Origin of the sequence: Burkholderia sp. b14 (genome assembly GCF_900156195.1) — a bacterium.
Lineage (GTDB): Bacteria > Pseudomonadota > Gammaproteobacteria > Burkholderiales > Burkholderiaceae > Mycetohabitans.
On the sequence record NZ_FTPJ01000003.1, the window covers coordinates 510,087 to 529,717 of the forward strand.

The window sequence follows — 19,631 nt, forward strand, 5'->3', positions numbered from 1 at the left end:
CTGACTGCGCCGATTGCATACCCGGAATGCGCGCCCCAGTCTCGGTCATCGACGTAACGCGCCAGATCACGATCATGCGACTCGGCGAGCGCGTGCGGATCGCCGGTGCGCTGCTGCTGCGCAGCGGGCGCCACGCAGACGCAATGCCACCCGCGGCCTTCACGGAATAGGCGATCTCACTGCTCGAACAGGGCCGCGCATCGGTGGATCCCAAGCGCCGCGCGCATTTGCGCGGCGCTGAACTGGAGCGATATGGTGCTGCTGTCGCCCGACGGACTGCTGCTGGTCGGCGCGACGGCCCACCCGCGAGTGTTCGTCGATTGCGCGCACAGCCCTGTCGCCTCGCTCTGTTACAGTGATAGCAGACCTGGTGTCGGGGGAATCGCCGGCTTTGCCGGTTGCGTCGCTGGCGGCGCCCTCGCCTGGGCGACTCGCCGGCTAGCACCATCGACGGCCGGCTCGTGCGCCCGCGCGTCGGCGCCTGCCCCCTTCGTCGCTCATTGAAGGCCTCGCATGACTGATCCTGTTCTGCCCGCCGCCGGGCACAGCGTGCGCGCTGCATCGTTAATCGATGCGCGCGAGCGCGCGGTACCGCTGTACGACGTGGCTTCGCTGCGCCTAATCGAGGCGCAGGCTACCCGTTCTCTGCCCACCCACACGTTGATGGCGCGTGCTGGCCATGCAGCCGCGTCCGTGCTGCTCTACGACGAAGTGCCGGTGCGCGCCGCGTGGATTGCAGTGGGGCCCGGCAACAACGGCGGCGATGCATTGGTCACCGCGTGCGAGTTGCATCGCGCCGGCGTGCGCGTGCAGGTATGCATGCCGTGCGAGGTGGTCCCGGACGACGCGCGCTGGGCGTTGCAACGCGCGCGCGAAGCTGGTGTGCCGATCAGTACGACGATTCCGGATACGCTGCAGGGGTTTGATTGGGCGCTCGACGGGTTGTTCGGCATCGGCCTGGGCCGGCCGTTAGAGGGCGATTTCGCGCGCATCGCCGCGTTGCTGTCCGAGCATGCGCGCCAACGTGTGCGTGTGCTAGCGCTCGATGTGCCGAGCGGGTTGGACAGCGATACCGGCAACGTGGCCCATGGCGGCACTGCGGTGCGCGCCACCGACACCTTAACGTTCATTGGCGCCAAACCAGGGTTGTATACCGCACACGGGCCAGATCTGGCGGGACGCGTGCGTATTGCACCACTGGAGTTGACCGCCGCGCTCACGATGCCAGCAGGCATGCCGCCGTCAGGCGTATCGATGCTCAACGCACCGGCGCTGTTCGCGTCGCGGCTGCCCGAGCGCGCGTTGGCGTCGCACAAGGGCACGTTCGGCACGCTGGCCGTGATCGGCGGCGCAACAGGCATGTGCGGCGCCCCCATCCTGGCCGCGCGGGCTGCCCTGTATTGTGGTGCCGGCAAGATCCATGTCGGCTTGCTGGGTGATGGCGTACCGTCCTATGATCCCGTCCATCCGGAACTGATGCTCAGCCCCATCCACACGCTGGCTTTGGATGCGGCGAGCGCACTGGCCGTCGGGCCAGGGATGGGGCGGGACGAACGCGCGGCGCGCGTGCTCGCCGACGTCCTGTCATTGAACGTGCCGATCGTCGTGGACGCCGACGCACTGAATCTGCTCGCCCACGACGCTAGCCTGGCGGCCCGGCTCGCACAGCGGCAGGCGGCGGCGATCATCACACCGCATCCGCTGGAGGCAGCGCGACTGCTCAATGTGGAGGCAGCGAGCGTGCAGCGTGACCGGTTCGGCGCGGCTCGGCGCTTGGCCGAGCGGCTGAACGCGGTGGTGGTCCTGAAGGGAAACGGCACTGTAATTGCCGACGCGTGGGGTCCGGGCCGTCGGCCGCTGGCGATCAACCCGACCGGCAATGCTGCGCTGGCGACCGGGGGCACCGGTGACGTGCTGTGCGGGATGATCAGCGCATTTGCCGCGCAACGCATGCCGCCGTACGAAGCCGCACTCACGGCGGTTTACTTGCACGGCGCAGCGGCCGAATCACTGTGCGCGGACGGCGATGGGCCGGCCGGGTGCACCGCTAGCGAGCTTGCACCGCGGGTACGACGGCTGCTCAATACCCGCTTCTACACACATTGAACGCGGCCGAACGGACGACTCCAAGATGTCGTCGTGCATCGTTATACTTGGTGCCAACGCGTCAGATCCACAAGCGCCCGCGCCGGCACGCGCCACCATGCGCACCGGCGGCGGCTTTCCTTTCGTCACAGAGACAAGCAACGTCTATGAGCCTGAATTCGCTTCCCGCCTGGTCCGCCCTTGCCGCCCACTATGAATCGATTCGCGATGCTCATATGCGCGACTGGTTCGCCCCCGCGAACGATCCGGCGCCCACGCGGGCGGAGCGCTTTACCGTCAGCGGCGGCGGGCTGACGCTGGATTTCTCGAAGAACCGCGTGACCGACGAGACGATCGCGTTCCTCGTCCAGCTCGCTCGCGAAACGGGTGTGCAGGCGCGACGCGACGCGATGTTCGTCGGCGAGATCGTGAACCCGACCGAGCGCCGCGCCGCATTGCACACGGCTTTGCGGACCTCGGACGCGAATGCGCCGTACGCCGCGCAGATCAAGGCAGAGCGCACGAAAATGGCGGCTTTTGCTGAGCGGGTGCGCAACGGCCAATGGGTGGGCCACACCGGCAAGCCGATTCGACACGTCGTCAATATCGGCATCGGAGGCTCGGATCTGGGTCCGAAGATGGTTGCGCACGCATTGCATCACCTCGCAACACCGAAAATCCGCACACATTACGTGTCCAATGTCGACGGTGTTGACCTGCAGCGCGTGCTGGAACAGATCGATCCCGAACAGACATTGGCGATTGTCGTATCGAAGACATTCACAACGTTGGAGACGATGACCAACGCGCGCTCACTGCGCGACTGGTTCCTGCGTAGCGGCTGTGCACCGGACCAGTTGGCTCGGCATTTTATCGGCGTGTCGGCGAACCCGCAGGAAGTGGTGCGTTTTGGCATTGCACCCGACAACGTGTTCGAGATGTGGGACTGGGTCGGCGGACGTTATTCGCTGTGGTCGGCAGTCGGATTGTCAGTGATGATCGCGATCGGCCCCGAACACTTCGATCGATTGCTCGCGGGCGCTCATCTAATGGATGAGCATTTTCGCCACGCGCCATTGGAGCGCAACCTGCCGGTGTTGCTCGGGCTGCTCGGCGTCTGGTACCGCAATTTCTTCGGCTCACAAAGCTACGTTGTCGCGCCCTATTCGGAGGCGCTGCACTTCCTGCCGGCGTACCTGCAGCAATTGGAGATGGAGAGCAACGGCAAGTCCGTGACGCTGGATGGGCATTTCGTCGATTACCCGACTTCGGCGGTGACCTGGGGCGAACCTGGCACGAACGGCCAGCACGCGTTCTTCCAAATGTTGCACCAAGGGCCAACGATCGTGCCCATCGACTTCATTGTATCGCTCACGCCCGAGCATCCCCTGCCCGGTCATCACGAAAAACTGCTGGCGAATTGTTTTGCGCAAGGCGAAGCGCTGATGCTGGGGCGCACGCAGTCGGAGGCGGAACGCATCGCCGGGCCTGATCAGACAGCACTCGTGCCGCACATCGTTTTCCCGGGCAATCGGCCGACAAACACAATCTTGCTCGACGAGTTGAATCCGCAATCGCTCGGGGCCCTGATCGCGCTGTACGAGCACAAGACACTCGTGCAGGCCACCGTGTGGAACATTAACCCGTTCGACCAATGGGGCGTTGAACTGGGCAAGATGCTCGGCAAGGTCGTCGAGGCGGACCTGGTCTCCGCGTCGTCGGTCGATCCGCGCAAGCACGACTCGTCCACCAGCGCGTTGATTGCCCGCGCACGTGCGAAGCTCCGATCCTGAAAAAGCGTCATCGTATGCCGGTGCGCTGGTGCGGCATCCAGGCTTTTCGACCCAAAGTCTTATTAATCAGCGTCGCTGCTGGGCGATCCGACTATCATTAACACACCCCACAGCTTCGTTTAGGGACCAATCGCGTCGGCTGGTCCCCGCGATGCAGGCGGGCGTTGCATACCATCAACGCAATGGACTTAAAAGGAGCGGGCTGATAGACCACTGGCGTATTTCAGGCAAGTTACTTTGGACACTGAAATGGCGGCTAACGTTGCCACGGAACCGGCCCAGCCACGGTCAGCGAAACTGGTTGCACCCGCTGCCACCGGCATAGCCAGCAGCCCGTTCGCGAAACTGGCAAATCGTCACGTGCCGTCCATTGGATTGTCCGGCGCAGGCGGGAAGCGTCAAGCCATCGCGACCGTGATCAACGATGTCAAGCCTCGTGTGCCGCCGTTACGCCGAAATGGCCTGTCGGCAACCGATAGGGCTGAGTGAAGGCGCGGACGCGTGTTCGACGCCGATTTCAACGCGCATCAACACGCTGGAAACGACGCTCTTCCCAACCTGGATACCCTCCAAAAACATCCCCTACCCTATCGTTTCACTCTCCGTCAACGAGTAGGTTCGGCCGGGGCATGCTTGACGTGCAGCTTGCCACTGTTATGACGCGCCTGCCAGAGGTCATAGGCGGCCTGTCCGGCCAGCCACACATCGGCGCGGCCGCCGCGCTCGACGCCGAGCCATGCCTCGATACGCAGCGCCATTTCGGGCGAGATCGCAGCGTGCTTGTTGAGCACACGCGAGAGCGCGGAACGCGTGACGCCGAGCTGCTGCGCAGCCTGTGTGACCGTCAGGCCAAGCGCCGGCAGCACGTCCTCGCGCAGCGTGTCGCCGGGGTGTGGCGGATTGAACATACGGCTCATGAAAACAACTCCTAATGATAGTCCTGGTAATCAACCAGCACGGCATTGGCACCTTCGAAGCGAAACGTCATCCGCCAGTTGCCATTGACCCATACCGAAAAATGTCCTTCAAGGTCACCATGCAGCGGATGCAACTTTCAGCCCGGCACGTTCATGTCGTCAGGTCCGGCTGCATCGTCGAGCTGGCGTAGCTGACGGGCGAGCCGTGCAGCGTGGTGCGGCTGGATGCCGGCTTTGCTGCCTTTCTCAAAGAAGTCGCGCAACCCTTTGTGCAAATCTAGACGAGCCACCCTGCTTCGAGTGCCAAGATTGCGTCACAGCGCTGCGCAAGCTCCGTATCGTGTGTCACGAGCACCAGCGTTGCGCCGCTTGCGCGATTCAGCTCGAACAGCAGGTCGATTACCGCACGCCCGTTGGCCGCGTCGAGGCTGCCGGTAGGCTCATCGGCGAACAGGATGTCCGGTTCGATCACGAACGCGCGCCAGCGCGACGCGCTGCTGCTCCCCGCCCGACAGGTGCTTCGGATAATGGTGGACCCGCGCCGCAAGGCCAACATGCTCGAATAGCGAATGCGCGCGCCGCGCCACATCACGAGGTTGCGCGGCGCCGGTCAACTCCAGCGGCAACATCATGTTCTCCGACGCGCTCAGGTGCGGCATCAACTGGAACGACTGGAACACAAATCCGGCATGCCCTCTGCGCAGTGCGGTACACGCGTCCTCATCAAGCTGACTGTCAGCCAGTGCGGGCATGCGGATTGCGATAGCACCGCGGGACGGTGACTTCATGCCGGCTGGGAAGCATGGCTCATCGATCGGACGGGATTACTGCTCAGCCGTTCAATCCGATGCCACCGTCCTCGAATGGTCCGACGCTGAGCGCTTTTATAAGGAGTAAACATGAAACACTTGCCGATTCTCGCCGTGTCGGTCGCCGTTGCCGCTTGCGCGGCTCAACCGCCGGCGGGCGTGCAACCGGTTGGCAAGAGTGCCCGCTCGCCTCAACAAGTCGCGCAATGCGTGTCGCAGAAATGGGCCGATCAGTCGCAGCAGCCCGTTACGCTACAGAACAGGCTCGCGGACGATCAGGCGTTCGACGTGCTGCTGCCGGGGGAACGTCCTGGAGGCGCCGCGGTGGTCATCCAACCCGACCCGTCCGGCAAGGGGTCGTGGGTCGGCATCCGCGGCATCGGTTATCCGGGCGCAACGGCTGACGTGAACGGCTGCCTGTAGCGGCGCGCCATGCAGCAGCAGCCGCTGGTGCAGCGGTCGCTGCTGCGCGGCGTCACTGATTCGCCGCGACCGGCGTGCCGTACAGCTTCACCCGCGAGCGGGCGCGCAGCGCATCGACATAGCTGGTCCATTCGGCGTCGCCGAGCACTTGGCCGATTTGCAGCTGCGCGCCGCTTAAGCGTTGCGGGTCGATGCTGGACGGCATATTCACCGTGTTCACGCGGTAAATCGCGTAGCCGGCATCACCCAGATCAACGCCGACGTAAGCGGGCAGCTTTTGCGGATCGACTTTAAATATCGCGGCAACCGCTTGCGGCGGTACTCCTTGGGTATCGGCCCGCGTCACTTTGGTGACTGCCGAGAATCCGGCCGTGGATGCCGATTTCCGAACTTCGGCCAGTTTCGCTTCACCTTGCTCGCGAGCCTTGTCTGCCGACAGCTGCGCGACCACCTTTTGCCGCACCTGCACAGCGACCGTGTCGTACGGCTGAACGGAGGCTGGCTGGTAGTCCACCACGCGCGCCGATACGAGCGTATTGTTGCCGACGTCGATCGCCAGTGTGTTGTGCTTGGCCTTGACGGAGTCGTCAGCGAACACGGCGGCAAGCAGCTTTGGATTGTTTAGCGGGCTAGTCGGTGGCAATGCAGGATTGCCTTCCCGCGTTAATGTCGCGGTCTGGATCGTCAGCTTGAATTTGTCCGCAGCCGGCTTCAGGCTGTTAGCTTGCTCGTAGACGATGTTCGTGAACGCATCGGCTTGTTCCGCATAGGCCTTGGTGGCCTGTTCGGTCTTCAACTCGGCCGCAATTGTCGCGTTGACTTCGCCAAACGGCTTGATCTGTTCCGGCTTAATGTCCGTCACCTTGATGATGTGATAGCCAAAATCGCTTTGCACGATGCCGCTGACCTGATCCTTTTTCAGCTTGAAGGCGGCGTCGGAGAACGGTTTGACCATCATGCCCGGCCCAAAAAAGCCGAGGTCGCCGCCCTTGTCCTTGGAACCGGGGTCGTCCGAATTCTGTTGCGCCAGCTTGGCAAACTGCTCCGGATGCGCGGTAACCTGAGCGAGAATCGACTCGGCCTTCTGCCGCGCCTTGTCACGCTCCCCCTTGCTTGCACTGGCGGCGACTGCGATCAGGATGTGGCTGGCGCGCACTTCGCCGGGCGTCTTGAACTTTGTCGCGTTGTCGTCGTAGTACTTCTTCAGGTCCGCCTCGCTCGGCTGCGCGCGCTGCGCAAGCGCATCGGCCGACAGCGTCAAATACTCAACGGTCGCGCGCTCTGGCGTCGCGAACGCATCGTGGTGCGCATCGTAGTATTGCTTGAGCTGGACGTCGCTCGGTTGCACCTTGCCTGCATAGTCGGTCGCATGCAGTGCCAGGCCTTGCACCTCACGGCTCTGTTCCGACAGGCTCGCCAGCTGCTGCGCGAGGGCCTTGGGCGCGAACGCGCTTGCTTGGATGCCGTCCGGCAACTGGCGGCTCGCCAATTGGTAGCGTACACGCTCGTCGAACGATTCCGGCGTCATGCCCTGCATCGCCAGCAATTGCTTGTACTGGTCTACGTCATATGTGCCGTCGGGCTTGCGCAACGAGGCAATCGCCGGGATGCTCTGCTCCGCGCGCAGCACTGCTTGGTCAGACGCGCTCAGATGCAGATCCTCGGTCGCTTTGGCCAGCACGCGCTGCTGCACCAGACTGTCGAGGATCGCACGGCGTATTTCCGGTGTATCGATTGCCTTGGCATCAAAGCTTGCGCCCAGTACCTGGCGCGCGCGATCGAGCTGCTCGCGCATGGCGCCTTCGTATTCGGCCCGGGTAATCTTGCGGCCGGCGACGCTCGCGACGTCCACGCTGTCGTCAAAGAAGTTACGAAAGCCCTGAACGCCGACGAAGCCGAGCCCTGGCACAATGAGGATCACCAGCAGGAACATCATCAGGCGCTTGTGGTTACGAAAGAAGTCGAGCATGAGATCGGTTGAGTACGTTACGCAGCTGGCAAGGCCGACAATCAATAAACGCTCGATATTACCTTACCGCGGCGAGCGGGCAAATCGCGTGGGCGGCAAAGCGTCTGACTCCGTCCGTTGAAACGGGCGCGGCAGTACGGCACAACCCACGCGGGGCAATGCTCGATGACAGTGACAGTGTGAAGCTTGAGAGGAACCACGTGAGCCGTCACGCATTGCACCAGATTCCGCTACCGTGCCGGCAGATACAACACTAGCAGCAACAGATACGAAAACAAAAACCCGCAGAACCATAGCCATGCGGGTTTCAGGACGACAGCAGACTTCCTCGGACTGAGTTGGACGGCTTTGCGAAACGGAATGGTGGGTGCTGAGGGGTTCGAACCCCCGACCTACGCCTTGTAAGGGCGCCGCTCTACCAACTGAGCTAAGCACCCGTTCGACGTCGCGTCCAACAAAGTATGCTAGTTTAACGCATCTTTCAGCGCTTTACCAGGGTTTTGCAGCGTTTAAGGGGGCTACGGATACGGCGATTCCTTGTATCCTGTTCTGCACGACGCTCTCATCCATCTTGCGCTTACGTCGCCGCAGGACGGCATTACGTTATTCGGGCGGACGCCAGGTACTTGTGAAGCAGCTGCAACGCTTGCACGGCCCTTATCGTCGGGTCATCTGCGCAAACGCGGACTACCCGCCGTATGAGGTGCCGATAGAGAACGCGAATGATCAGTGGAAGTTCGCTGTCATTGGGCGCGTGGCGTGGTTCGGGCGGCAGGTGTAGGGGCCACGTCAGGCCTGTAATGGACCGCTGGAAGCCGGCGGAAACACCTTCCCCTGAACAGCAGCGGATGTGCCGTGTCCGCCGCATGAGCGTACGTTGACGCAGTTGCACCAAGCGCGCACTTATCTATTACAGTTAATCAGGATAGGATGACACGGACAGCACCTGATCCATCGACCACGGGCAGGCGTCAGGGAACACATCCAAGCCGGTCTCCTCAACGGCCTTGGAAACCGCATCAGCCCACGTCCGAGTAATCCAGTTGTGATTGGACACCCTCTATAGCATTCCTCGCAGTCCGCTCGAATATGTGCTTAACGACGGATACGCCGCCGTACCTCTGCACTGCCTACGCTAGAAGCATCTATTACAGGGAGATCATCAGTAAGCACCCGGCAATGTCACCTTGAACCCGCCGTGTCATGAAGCGACGATCGTGTTCACCTCATTTTTTAATGGACACGTGCACGCTATGAACGAGAATGAAGTGGGTTCGAAAGCGGTGCAGCCGACACGGCGGCGGCGCCACAGCAAGGAGTTCAAGGAGACGGTGGTCCGTGCGGCGATGCAGCCAAACGTGTCGATCGCCGCAGTCGCGCTGCATTACCAGTTGAATGCGAACCTGTTGCGTCGGTGGTTGGCCGCGCAGCAGCAGGACGTGGCGCGCGAAGCGCGCCAGTCGATGAGCGTGCCCGCGGCGAAGTTCGTGCCGCTGCAATGGCAGAGGCCGGGCGTGGCGCCTGCCTCGACGGTGATTCAGATCGAAGTGCGCCGAGGGGCGGCGAGCGTGACGATACGCTGGCCGCTTTGTGCTGCAGCCGATTGCGCGGCGTGGTTGCAAGGGTGGCTGCGATGATGCGCATTGACGAAATCTGGCTGGCAACCGAGCCGATCGATATGCGCGCGGGCATCGATACGATTCTGGCGCGTGTCGTGAAGGTGTTTGGCGCGGCGCGGCCGCACCACGCCTATTTGTTTACCAATCGTCACTCGACGCGCCTAAAAGTACTCGTGTACGACGGGTTCGGTATCTGGCTGGCGGCGCGGCGCCTGAATAAGGGGCGATTCATCTGGACGGCTGGAGACCAGGCGATTGCCACTGCGCTGAATCTGGCACAGTTGCGAGCGCTGGTAACCGGGCTGCCCTGGCACACGCTCGCACACGATCACGCGATCAGCGTCGTGTAATATCCCCAAAGCCGTAAACTGTCTTGCTTGCCGCAGCGCGGTGGGTTCTGGCAGACTGGCCGCATGAACCTATCGGCTAACCTCAACGCTTTAAGCCCTGACGAACTGCGTACGCTAGCTGCGCAATTGATGGTTCAGGTGAGCGAGAAGGAGCGGGAGCTGCGCTACCGCCAGAGGCGCATTGAGCAACTTACCCATGAGATTGCCGTGCTCAAGCGCTTGCAATTTGGCAAGCGCAGCGAGCAATTGAACGTTGAGCAGATGAGTCTGCTCAATGAGGCCATCGACGCCGATCTGGCTGTGCTCGAAATCGAGCTCGAGCAATTGCACACAGATACGCCTGCGCACAAGCAGCAGCAAAAGCCCAAGCGTGCGCCGTTGCCGCCACACTTGCCGCGCACCGAGATCCATCACGAACCTGACGAGCTCACCTGCTCCTGCGGCTGTCAGCGCGTGCGTATCGGCCAGGACATCAGCGAGAAGCTGGACTATAAGCCGGGGGTGTTCACGGTTGAACGGCATATCCGCGGCAAATGGGTCTGCAAGGCGTGCGAGACGCTGATTCAGGCACCTGTGCCGCCCCATGTGATCGACAAGGGCATGCCGACCACAGGCTTGCTCGCGCAAGTGCTCGTTGCCAAGTACGGGGATCACTTGCCGTTATACCGTCAAGAACGCATCTTCGGGCGCGCCGGCCTTGCCATCGCTCAATCAACGCTGGGTCAGTGGGTTGGCGTTTGTGGTGTGAGGTTGCAGCCGCTGGTCGAGGCGCTTCGCGAAGAGCTTGTGCAACACGGTGTGCTGCACGCCGATGAAACGCCGGTGCAAATGCTCGTTCCCGGTAAAGGCAAGACGCAGCGCGCATACGTCTGGGCATACGCCACGACGCAGTTCGCCCACGTGCGCGCTGTCGTCTATGAATTCGCCGATAGTCGCGCGGGCGAACATGCTCGCCAGTTCCTCGGTGACTGGCGCGGCAAACTGGTATGTGACGATCACAGCGGCTACAAAGCCGGGTTCGAGCTGGGCATCACTGAGATCGGATGCATGGCTCATGCAAGACGCAAGTTCTTTGAGTTGCACGCCAACCACAAGAGTCAGATCGCTGAACAGGCGCTGGAATACTTCGGCGCACTTTACGCTGTCGAGCGCGACGTTGCACAACTTGAGCCTGATCGCAGGGGGGAAGTGCGTCAGCAGCGCGCTGGGCCCATTGCCGATGCGCTACATGAGTGGATGTTCACTCAGCGCAAACGGGTCAGTGAAGGATCGGCGATCGCCAAAGCGCTCGACTACAGTCTCAAGCGCTGGGAGGCGCTCACGCGTTATCTAATCGATGGGCATGTGCCCATCGACAATAACTGGCTGGAAAATCAGATTCGTCCCTGGGCTATCAGTCGCTCGAACGGGTTGTTTGCCGGTTCGTTGCGCGCTGGACAACGCGCCGCGGCAATCATGAGCCTGATTCGATCCGCGCAGCTCAATGATCATGACCCGTACGTCTATCTCAAAGACGTGCTCAATCGATTGCCCACCCATCGAGCCGACGACATCGCCTCGCTTCTACCACATCGCTGGGTGCCCACCGCAGCTTGATTGACGGCCATTTACGCCCTGGAATGCCTTCGCCGGATGCTTACGATCATCATGCATTGGATAGGCAACGTTCATCGCGATATATGCCACTTCTTATTGATAATCCGCTCACTGATATATAGCGACTTCAAAAAGTCTTTCTAATCCTTCCTTTCCATTTTTATGTTCCCGGACCCAAAGTGATCCGAATGATTCGGATGGAACGGGAATAATTACACTGCACCTTTGATCTCCACTTATCATCCGATGAACCAAGTCCGAGTCGAGCGCATTAAATTCCAAATTGGCAGGCTTTCCAAATAATTCTTCCGACGGCTTCTCTTTGGTCACAAAACCACCCGCAACACATCCTTGGCGAGAGCTGTGTATCATAAACCACTGAGTCTGTCCTGATGTATTTTTTTAGTTAAATTATAAACTGTACCTCTGTCCCACGGTTGTGGCCACGTGCTAGCTGAGAAACCACATTCTTCTCCTCCCCCCTACAAATATATTTTCCGCTACTAGCGGTTGCGTAGGACCAGCGAGCGGACTGACAAAAGAGAGGCGTTCCATTGGCATCTCTTGCTATACGACCGTTCTCAGGACAAGCAGTATCTTCTGCTACGATATCCGTAATTTGAATTCCTTGAACTCGCATTACCCCACCCTGTGGAGCGGACATAGTCGTGGTGGATTGTTGATCGCTCAACCAGTATTGTCCACCGCCTGACCAAGCAGGTGTTCCGCCTGACCAAGCCGGTGCTGATACAAGCGTAAACAAAATTATCAATATAATTGCATTTATTCTGCACATTGCCGCCTCGCCAGGATGAATTAATTAAAATTTTCATGATTAGCATGCTTATTAGCGTGCTTTACCCAGCATATTTCTCCGTCGCTTTGGTAACAAGTATCGTTGGCAAATAAACCATGATAAATGTCGACTTAGTAACACACGTGTTCCGGATCGGCATTAAACTGAGCATAAACCGACACGCAATCATATGAATACAAGACTTGCAAGTCGAGATACTCTCATTATGGAGCGTTCCACTATTGCCCCTGTATCACAGGAGCACTTTGCTCCTTCGGTCGCTGGCGTCCACCGTTGTCACTGGCCCTCGTTGCCTTGCTCGCTCCAGAAGTGCGGCACAGATAAGCAACTTCGACAACGTCAGGAAGCTTCCTGGCAGCGAGCAATGGGTGATGCGTTGTGCCGATCAAGTAGCTGAAATTAACCCATAGCCGACAATGCGTTACAAACGGGCGAACAACAAGCAAACCCCAATAAACGGCACACAGATAGCCCACGCGCTCGTACACATTCGCAGCGCGTTGCCGAAGCTATGCGCGTTAGAAGCAGCAGAGATTTCTCATAACCTGACGGCTTGCGTGCAGCCTCGCTGACGGCTCCTTACTCCCCCCTCCTATTTTTTGTCCCTCAGCCCGCCAAAGTGGCCTTCGAGATATCCACGTGTGCTGTAATGTGATCAATCAGGTCCGTTTTGTTCATTTCTGCCCCTAGCATGAGTTGGGCATGGGTTGCAGGCGCATCGGGTGTACGCCCGAGGTGATGCGCCGGCCGCAAGCCGCGCGGAGCCATTAGAAGCATTCCATCAAGGCGATCGCAGGCGTATCCGGAACATCCCTGAATCCAAAGAAAACACCCCACGGCTTATGCATGCGGGGTGTTCGGTAGCACGACTGAGCCACGGCAAGCGGCTCGCTGCAAGTTCTTTGCGCTGTGTCGCACTCCAGTGCGCCCAGCGCACGGCGCTACCCGGGTTTCAGTGCTTGACGACTTCGCTACTCGCTTCCTTCTTTGCCTCCGCAACCGGTGCAGGCTTGGTGTCCTCTTCCGGCAGCGCATCCGGCATCCGCTCGAGCGCCAGTTCCAACACCTTGTCGATCCAACGCACCGGCACGATTTCGATGCTGTTCTTCACCGTATCCGGAATCTCGGCGAGATCCTTCACGTTCTCTTCCGGAACCAGCACGAGTTTGATGCCGCCGCGGTGCGCAGCCAGCAATTTCTCCTTCAGTCCACCGATCGGCAGTACTTCACCACGCAGCGTGATCTCGCCGGTCATCGCGACGTCAGCGCGCACCGGGATGCCGGTCAACACCGACACCAGCGCGGTCGTCATCGCAATGCCCGCGGAAGGACCGTCCTTCGGCGTCGCGCCTTCCGGCACGTGGATGTGGATGTCCCTCTTCTCGAACCCCTCATCCGTGATGCCCAGCCGACGCGAGCGCGAACGCACGACCGAGCGGGCGGCCTCGACGGACTCCTTCATCACATCGCCGAGCGAGCCGGTACGTATCACGTTGCCCTTGCCGGGCATCAGCGCCGCCTCAATCGTCAGCAAGTCGCCGCCGACTTCCGTCCATGCGAGCCCAGTGACCTGGCCAATCTGGTTTTCCTTCGCCGCCAGCCCGAAGTCGAACTTGCGCACGCCCAGGAACGTATCTAGGTTGCCGCCATTGACCGTGATCGCGCCATCCGCCTTCTTCAGCAGCAGCATCTTCACGACCTTGCGGCAGATCTTCGATACTTCGCGCTCAAGCGAGCGCACCCCCGCCTCGCGTGTGTAGTAACGGATAATGTCGCGAATCGCCGCTTCGGTCACATCGATCTCGCCTTCCTTCAGCCCATTGTTGCGCTTTTGTTTAGGCAGCAGGTAGCGCTGCGCGATGTTGACCTTTTCGTCTTCGGTGTAGCCGGACAGCCGGATCACTTCCATCCGGTCCAGCAATGGCGCCGGAATATTCAGCGAATTCGACGTCGCCACGAACATCACGTCCGACAGATCGAAATCGACCTCGACGTAGTGATCTGCGAACGTGTGGTTCTGTTCCGGATCCAGCACCTCGAGTAACGCGGACGATGGGTCGCCGCGATAATCCATCCCCATCTTATCGACTTCGTCGAGCAGAAACAGCGGATTGCGTACGCCCACCTTCGTCAGACTCTGCAGGATTTTGCCCGGCATCGATCCGATGTAAGTGCGACGGTGACCGCGAATCTCGCTCTCGTCATGCACGCCACCGAGCGCCATGCGCACGAACTTGCGGTTCGTTGCGCGCGCAATCGACTGCCCAAGCGAGGTCTTACCCACGCCGGGAGGCCCGACCAGGCACAGGATCGGTGCCTTCACTTTGTCCACGCGTTGCTGAACCGCCAAATACTCGAGGATGCGCTCCTTCACCTTTTCGAGACCGAAATGGTCTTCGTCCAACACACGTTCGGCATTCGCCAAGTCGTTGTTGACCTTGCTCTTCTTGCGCCACGGCAGGCCGATTAACGTCTCGATGTAGTTGCGCACCACCGTGGCTTCGGCGGACATCGGCGACATTAGCTTCAGCTTCTTGAGTTCAGCATCCGCCTTTTTCTTCGCCTCCTTCGGCATACGCGCAGCCGTGATCCGCTTCTCGAGTTCCTCAATGTCGGCGCCATCCTCGCCCTCGCCGAGCTCCTTCTGGATCGCCTTGACCTGCTCGTTCAGATAATACTCGCGCTGGCTCTTTTCCATCTGACGCTTCACGCGCCCACGGATGCGCTTCTCGACCTGCAGGATGTCGATTTCGGCTTCGAGTTGCGCAAGCAAGTGCTCCAGGCGCTCAACAACAGGAAACATCTCCAGGATGTTTTGCTTCTGGTCCAGCTTCAGCGGCAGATGCGCGGCGATCGTATCGGCCAAGCGCCCAGCCTCGTCGATGCCGGACAGTGACGTCAGAATCTCGGGGGGGATCTTCTTGTTAAGCTTCACATACTGGTCGAATTGCGACACGATTGCGCGTCGCAGCGCCTCGGTCTCCGCGCTGTCGGCACGGTCCGGCTCCAGCGGCATCAATTCGCACGAGAACATCGTCTCCTGCTCTTCGATCGACAATGTCTTGGCTCGCTGCAGCCCCTCGACCAGCACCTTCACAGTGCCGTCCGGCAGCTTCAGCATTTGCAGGATATTGGCGACGCATCCGACCTCATAGAGGTCCTTTTCAGTTGGTTCGTCCTTCGCAGCAGCCTTTTGCGCGACCAGCATAATATGCTTGCCGCCTTCCATTGCTGCTTCGAGGGCCTTAATCGATTTCGGGCGGCCAACAAACAGCGGTATCACCATGTGCGGGAACACGACCACATCTCGCAGCGGAAGCAGCGGCAAAGTGGTGCGTTCAGTCGGGAGAAGTTGGCTTCCTGACATTTCTATCCCCAGTGTGGAATCAGTTCGTTCGAAAGTTGAGGCAATAACGCCGTATTGCAAGCTTCGGGGCGCGGACAGATGCAGAAACTTCCAATCCGAGTCGCAGGATGCGCAAAAGTTTGGGACCGCTCCACTTTAAACGAAAAAAGCCGTCCACGTCGCCATGAACGGCCCTCGCCACGCAGGCGCGTCGCCGATCAATTGCTCCCAGCTACCTTTGGCGTGTCTTCATAGATCAGCAATGGCTTGCCATCACCGTCGATGACGTTCTCATCGATAATAATCTTGCTGACCCCTTTAAGCGTTGGCAGCTCGTACATTACATCTAGCAATGCCTGTTCCAAGATCGAGCGCAAGCCACGCGCGCCGGTCTTGCGGCGAATCGCCTTTTTCGCGACCGCCTGCAGCGCCGTGGGCCGAATCTCGAGCTCCACCCGCTCCATGTTGAACAGCTTATGATACTGCTTGACCAACGCGTTCTTCGGCTCAACTAGGATTTTCATCAGCGCGGCCTCGTCGAGCTTGCCCAGCGTCGCGACAACCGGCAGGCGGCCGATGAGTTCGGGAATCAAGCCGAATTTAATCAAATCTTCCGGCTCGACATCCCGCAGCACCTCGCCTGCGTCGCGGTCCTGCTTACTCTTCACACTGGCCCCAAAACCAATACCGGTCTTCTCGGTACGGTTCGTGATCACTTTTTCGAGGCCATCGAACGCTCCCCCGCAAATGAACAGGATGTTGGTCGTATCGACCTGGATAAAGTCCTGGTTCGGATGCTTGCGGCCACCTTGCGGTGGCACCGACGCCATCGTGCCCTCGATCAGCTTGAGCAGCGCCTGCTGCACACCTTCACCCGATACGTCACGGGTAATCGACGGGTTATCCGATTTGCGGCTGATCTTGTCGATCTCATCGATGTAAACGATGCCGCGCTGCGCCTTTTCGACCTCGTAGTTACAATTTTGCAGCAGCTTCTGAATAATGTTCTCGACGTCCTCGCCGACGTACCCCGCCTCCGTTAGCGTGGTCGCGTCCGCGATCACGAACGGCACATTCAGCAGTCTTGCAAGCGTTTGTGCGAGCAGCGTCTTGCCCGACCCAGTCGGCCCAATCAACAGAATATTGCTCTTGGACAACTCGACGTCGTCCTTCTTGTCGAGATGCTTCAGACGCTTGTAGTGGTTGTACACCGCCACCGCGAGAATCTTCTTCGCGCGCTCCTGCCCGATCACGTATTGATCGAGAATCTCCCGTATTTCCAGCGGGCTGGGCAGATCCGACCGGGTGATCCCCGCATCGCCGGACGCGCCGGCTGCCTCGTCACGGATGATTTCGTTGCACAAGTCAATGCATTCATCACAAATAAAGACCGACGGTCCCGCAATGAGTTTCTTGACCTCGTGCTGACTCTTTCCGCAAAACGAGCAGTACAGCAGCTTCTCGCTATTCGAACCTTTCTTGTCCGCCATAAATATATAAGCCTCCGGACACTTCTTTCATATCATACGCCGATTGACCACCCCCAGCAGTGCGAAACCGGTCATCAGTCCATTGTCGGCGGTTTTCTGGCGGCACCTATCGGTGAAATCCCGCCCAACACAACAGCGGGCCCCTGTAACAAGTGCCGCATCACGGACGCTTATGCAACACCTGGTCGATTAACCCATAGGCCTGCGCGTCCTCGGCTGACATGAAATTGTCGCGATCGGTATCCCGCTGGATCCGCTCGATCGGTTGCCCAGTATGCTGCGCGAGTAGGTTGTTCAGGCGCTCCTTCAAAAACAGGATCTCGCGCGCCTGGATTTCGATATCGGACGCCTGGCCGCGCGCGCCGCCCAGCGGCTGGTGAATCATCACGCGCGCATTAGGCAGCGCAATGCGCTTGCCTTTCCCGCCAGCGGCGAGCAGGAACGCGCCCATGCTGGCCGCCAGACCCATGCACAGCGTGGTCACATCCGGCTTGATGAACTGCATCGTATCGTAGATCGCCATGCCGGCCGACACCGAGCCGCCCGGGCTGTTAATGTACAGGCTGATGTCCTTGTCCGGATTTTCGCTTTCGAGAAACAGCAATTGAGCAACGACCAAATTCGCGCTCTGGTCGTTCACTTCGCCCACCAGAAAGACCAGCCGCTCCTTGAGCAGGCGCGAATAGATATCGTAGGCACGCTCACCCCGGCCGCTCGTCTCGACGACCATCGGCACAAGGCCCAGGGCCTGGGCCTCAAAATCCCGAGGCGCGTGCGTGGCGAGTTGATTCAGCAAATCTGCGCGGAACGTCATGCGTCTGTCCTTCTGTTTGGAGTGGTTCGATGCTTCGGTGATACAACGATAACCGGAATGCCAAAACTGCGCACAAATGGTAAGCGGCGTACGAAACCGTCTATTCGACCGTTTCGCCCGCCGCCCTGTTGCGCCGCCGTTACGCCTGAGCCGCCTGCGAGGCGTTCGCCAGTTCCTCGAAGTCGACTTCCTTATCGGTCACCTTCGCCTTGCTCAGCACAAAGTCAACGACGTTGCTCTCGACCACGTACGCTTCCATCTCGGCAAGGCGCTGCTGGTTCGAATAATACCAGCGCACGACTTCCTTTGGGTCCTCGTAGCTCTTCGCGAATTCGTCCACCTCGGCCCGGATCTGCTCGGGTTTCGCCTCCAGCTTATGCTCCTTGACCAACTCGGCCAGGATCAACCCGAGCTTTACGCGGCGCTCGGCCTGCTCCTTAAACATCTCGGCCGGGATCGGGGCTTTCGCCGCATCGGGCACGCCGCGTTGCGCCAAATCCTGACGGGCCATTTCGACCAGGCGCTGCTGGTCCTGCTCAATCAGCGCATTCGGCGCATCCAACTCAGCGAGCTTCAACAGCGCATCCATTACCTGATTCTTCAGGATGGCCTGCGTGCGGCGCTTCGCCTCGCGTTCCAAATTATCTTTGATCTCCGCCCGCATCTTCGTCAAATCGCCATCCGCGATACCGAGCGACTTCGCAAATTCCGTGTCGATTTCGGGCTGATGGGGCCATTCGACCTTCTTGGCGGTGATCGTAAAACGCGCGGTCTTACCCGCCACTTCCTTGCCATGATAATCGTCGGGGAACTTCAGGTCGAATTCTCGCGACTCGCCCGCCTTCATGCCCAGCGCCGCCTGCTCGAACTCCGGCAACATCCGGCCTTCGCCGAGCACGAACGCGAAGTCCTCGGCACTGCCGCCGGCAAACGCCTCGCCATCGATCTTGCCTACGAAGTCGACTGTCACGCGATCGCCATTCTGCGCGCTGACCTCGTCGCCGCCTGTGCCATGCTCGCCCGCCTCGCCGCGGGGGTGGAAATGCACCCGCTGCTTGCGCAGAATGTCGAGGGTACGGTCGATCTCTGCGTCGCTGATCGTCGTCGTCTTGCGCTCGATTTCCGCGCTCGAGATGTCGCCAAGCTTCACTTCCGGATAGACCTCGAACGTCGCATCAAACGCATACGCGTCGTCCTGCGCCGGTTCCTGCTTCGCCGCGAAGCTCGGTTGTCCCGCCACGCGCAGGTTCTCCGCGCGGCTAATGTCGAAGAACTCCTTGCCAATCTTGTCGCTGAGCACTTCCGCCTCAACCTGGCCGGCGTACTGCTGCGTGACCATCTTCAGCGGCACTTTGCCGGGACGGAAACCAGGCATGCGGACATTCTTCGCCAGCTTGCGGATACGCGCGTCGATTTCCTTTTGAACGACCTCCTTCGGCAGCGAAATTGTCACGCGCCGTTCGAGTTTGCCGAGGTTTTCTACAACGTTAGCCATGAATTCAATCCGTCCTAAAGTGTTCGAGCGTCTGGTTCTCCGTGCGCCAGGCGACCGGCGGCCCGATACCAGGGAACGCGCGCGGTGGCACAGCCAGTCGGGTCTGGA

Annotated in this window: 14 protein-coding genes, 1 tRNA gene and 2 pseudogenes; 7 read left to right on the forward strand and 10 right to left on the reverse strand. The window is 60.0% G+C overall.

What is annotated here, in order from left to right; translation table 11 throughout:
* The first annotated feature begins 26 nt into the window (after positions 1-26).
* From B0B13_RS18370 to pgi, 3 genes are all read left to right on the forward strand, one after another.
* Positions 27-170 (forward strand): hypothetical protein, encoded by a 144-nt coding sequence (locus B0B13_RS18370; RefSeq protein ID WP_170872404.1) that lies wholly within the window; start codon positions 27-29, stop codon positions 168-170.
* Between the two features lie 343 nt (positions 171-513).
* The gene (locus B0B13_RS07030) at positions 514-2,106 is read left to right on the forward strand and encodes an NAD(P)H-hydrate dehydratase (protein ID WP_076795305.1); all 1,593 of its coding nucleotides are present in this window, start codon (positions 514-516) and stop codon (positions 2,104-2,106) included.
* A gap of 146 nt (positions 2,107-2,252) precedes the next feature.
* Complete coding sequence (pgi, locus tag B0B13_RS07035; protein WP_076795307.1) at positions 2,253-3,878, forward strand: glucose-6-phosphate isomerase; 1,626 nt, start codon at positions 2,253-2,255, stop codon at positions 3,876-3,878.
* A gap of 605 nt (positions 3,879-4,483) precedes the next feature.
* Here pgi and B0B13_RS07045 read toward each other — a convergent pair.
* From B0B13_RS07045 to B0B13_RS07060, 3 genes and pseudogenes are all read right to left on the reverse strand, one after another.
* On the reverse strand, positions 4,484-4,795 hold the full coding sequence (locus tag B0B13_RS07045) for a HigA family addiction module antitoxin (RefSeq protein ID WP_076795310.1): 312 nt from the start codon (positions 4,793-4,795) through the stop codon (positions 4,484-4,486).
* 11 nt (positions 4,796-4,806) lie between these two features.
* Positions 4,807-5,085: pseudogene (locus B0B13_RS07050) on the reverse strand (type II toxin-antitoxin system RelE/ParE family toxin).
* Positions 5,073-5,529, reverse strand: a pseudogene (locus B0B13_RS07060) (ABC transporter ATP-binding protein); the annotation flags it as partial. The pseudogenes B0B13_RS07060 and B0B13_RS07050, both read right to left, overlap by 13 nt.
* Positions 5,530-5,694: 165 nt before the next feature.
* Here B0B13_RS07060 and B0B13_RS07065 point away from each other — a divergent pair.
* Positions 5,695-6,027 carry a hypothetical protein gene (locus tag B0B13_RS07065; RefSeq protein ID WP_076787034.1) on the forward strand — a complete coding sequence of 111 codons (333 nt, stop codon included), beginning with the start codon at positions 5,695-5,697 and terminating at the stop codon, positions 6,025-6,027.
* 52 nt (positions 6,028-6,079) lie between these two features.
* Here the strand turns inward: B0B13_RS07065 and B0B13_RS07070 are convergent, their stop codons facing one another.
* From B0B13_RS07070 to B0B13_RS07080, 3 genes are all read right to left on the reverse strand, one after another.
* Entirely contained in the window at positions 6,080-7,996 is a 1,917-nt protein-coding gene (locus tag B0B13_RS07070) for a SurA N-terminal domain-containing protein (RefSeq protein ID WP_076795318.1), read from the reverse strand.
* 361 nt (positions 7,997-8,357) lie between these two features.
* Positions 8,358-8,433, reverse strand: a tRNA-Val gene (locus B0B13_RS07075).
* A 479-nt stretch (positions 8,434-8,912) separates the two neighbouring features.
* Complete coding sequence (locus B0B13_RS07080; RefSeq protein ID WP_237573824.1) at positions 8,913-9,053, reverse strand: DUF29 family protein; 141 nt, start codon at positions 9,051-9,053, stop codon at positions 8,913-8,915.
* Between the two features lie 196 nt (positions 9,054-9,249).
* Between B0B13_RS07080 and B0B13_RS07085 the strand changes: the two genes are divergently transcribed.
* From B0B13_RS07085 to tnpC, 3 genes are all read left to right on the forward strand, one after another.
* Positions 9,250-9,633 carry a transposase gene (locus B0B13_RS07085; protein WP_237573822.1) on the forward strand — a complete coding sequence of 128 codons (384 nt, stop codon included), beginning with the start codon at positions 9,250-9,252 and terminating at the stop codon, positions 9,631-9,633.
* On the forward strand, positions 9,630-9,965 hold the full coding sequence (gene tnpB / locus B0B13_RS07090; protein ID WP_076795323.1) for an IS66 family insertion sequence element accessory protein TnpB: 336 nt from the start codon (positions 9,630-9,632) through the stop codon (positions 9,963-9,965). The genes B0B13_RS07085 and tnpB overlap by 4 nt, the downstream gene beginning before the upstream one ends.
* Positions 9,966-10,028: 63 nt before the next feature.
* Positions 10,029-11,561 carry an IS66 family transposase gene (gene tnpC, locus B0B13_RS07095; RefSeq protein WP_076797197.1) on the forward strand — a complete coding sequence of 511 codons (1,533 nt, stop codon included), beginning with the start codon at positions 10,029-10,031 and terminating at the stop codon, positions 11,559-11,561.
* A gap of 1,769 nt (positions 11,562-13,330) precedes the next feature.
* On the opposite strand, the gene lon is transcribed toward tnpC, so the two are convergent.
* From lon to tig, 4 genes are all read right to left on the reverse strand, one after another.
* Positions 13,331-15,745, reverse strand: a complete 2,415-nt coding sequence (gene lon / locus B0B13_RS07100; RefSeq protein WP_076795326.1) for an endopeptidase La — start codon at positions 15,743-15,745, stop codon at positions 13,331-13,333.
* A 197-nt stretch (positions 15,746-15,942) separates the two neighbouring features.
* Positions 15,943-17,214 carry an ATP-dependent Clp protease ATP-binding subunit ClpX gene (clpX, locus tag B0B13_RS07105; RefSeq protein WP_076787030.1) on the reverse strand — a complete coding sequence of 424 codons (1,272 nt, stop codon included), beginning with the start codon at positions 17,212-17,214 and terminating at the stop codon, positions 15,943-15,945.
* A 160-nt stretch (positions 17,215-17,374) separates the two neighbouring features.
* Positions 17,375-18,028 carry an ATP-dependent Clp endopeptidase proteolytic subunit ClpP gene (gene clpP / locus B0B13_RS07110; RefSeq protein WP_076795328.1) on the reverse strand — a complete coding sequence of 218 codons (654 nt, stop codon included), beginning with the start codon at positions 18,026-18,028 and terminating at the stop codon, positions 17,375-17,377.
* A gap of 139 nt (positions 18,029-18,167) precedes the next feature.
* Positions 18,168-19,523: a trigger factor gene (gene tig, locus B0B13_RS07115; RefSeq protein WP_076795331.1), complete on the reverse strand. Its 1,356-nt coding sequence runs from the start codon at positions 19,521-19,523 to the stop codon at positions 18,168-18,170.
* Positions 19,524-19,631: the final 108 nt, after the last annotated feature.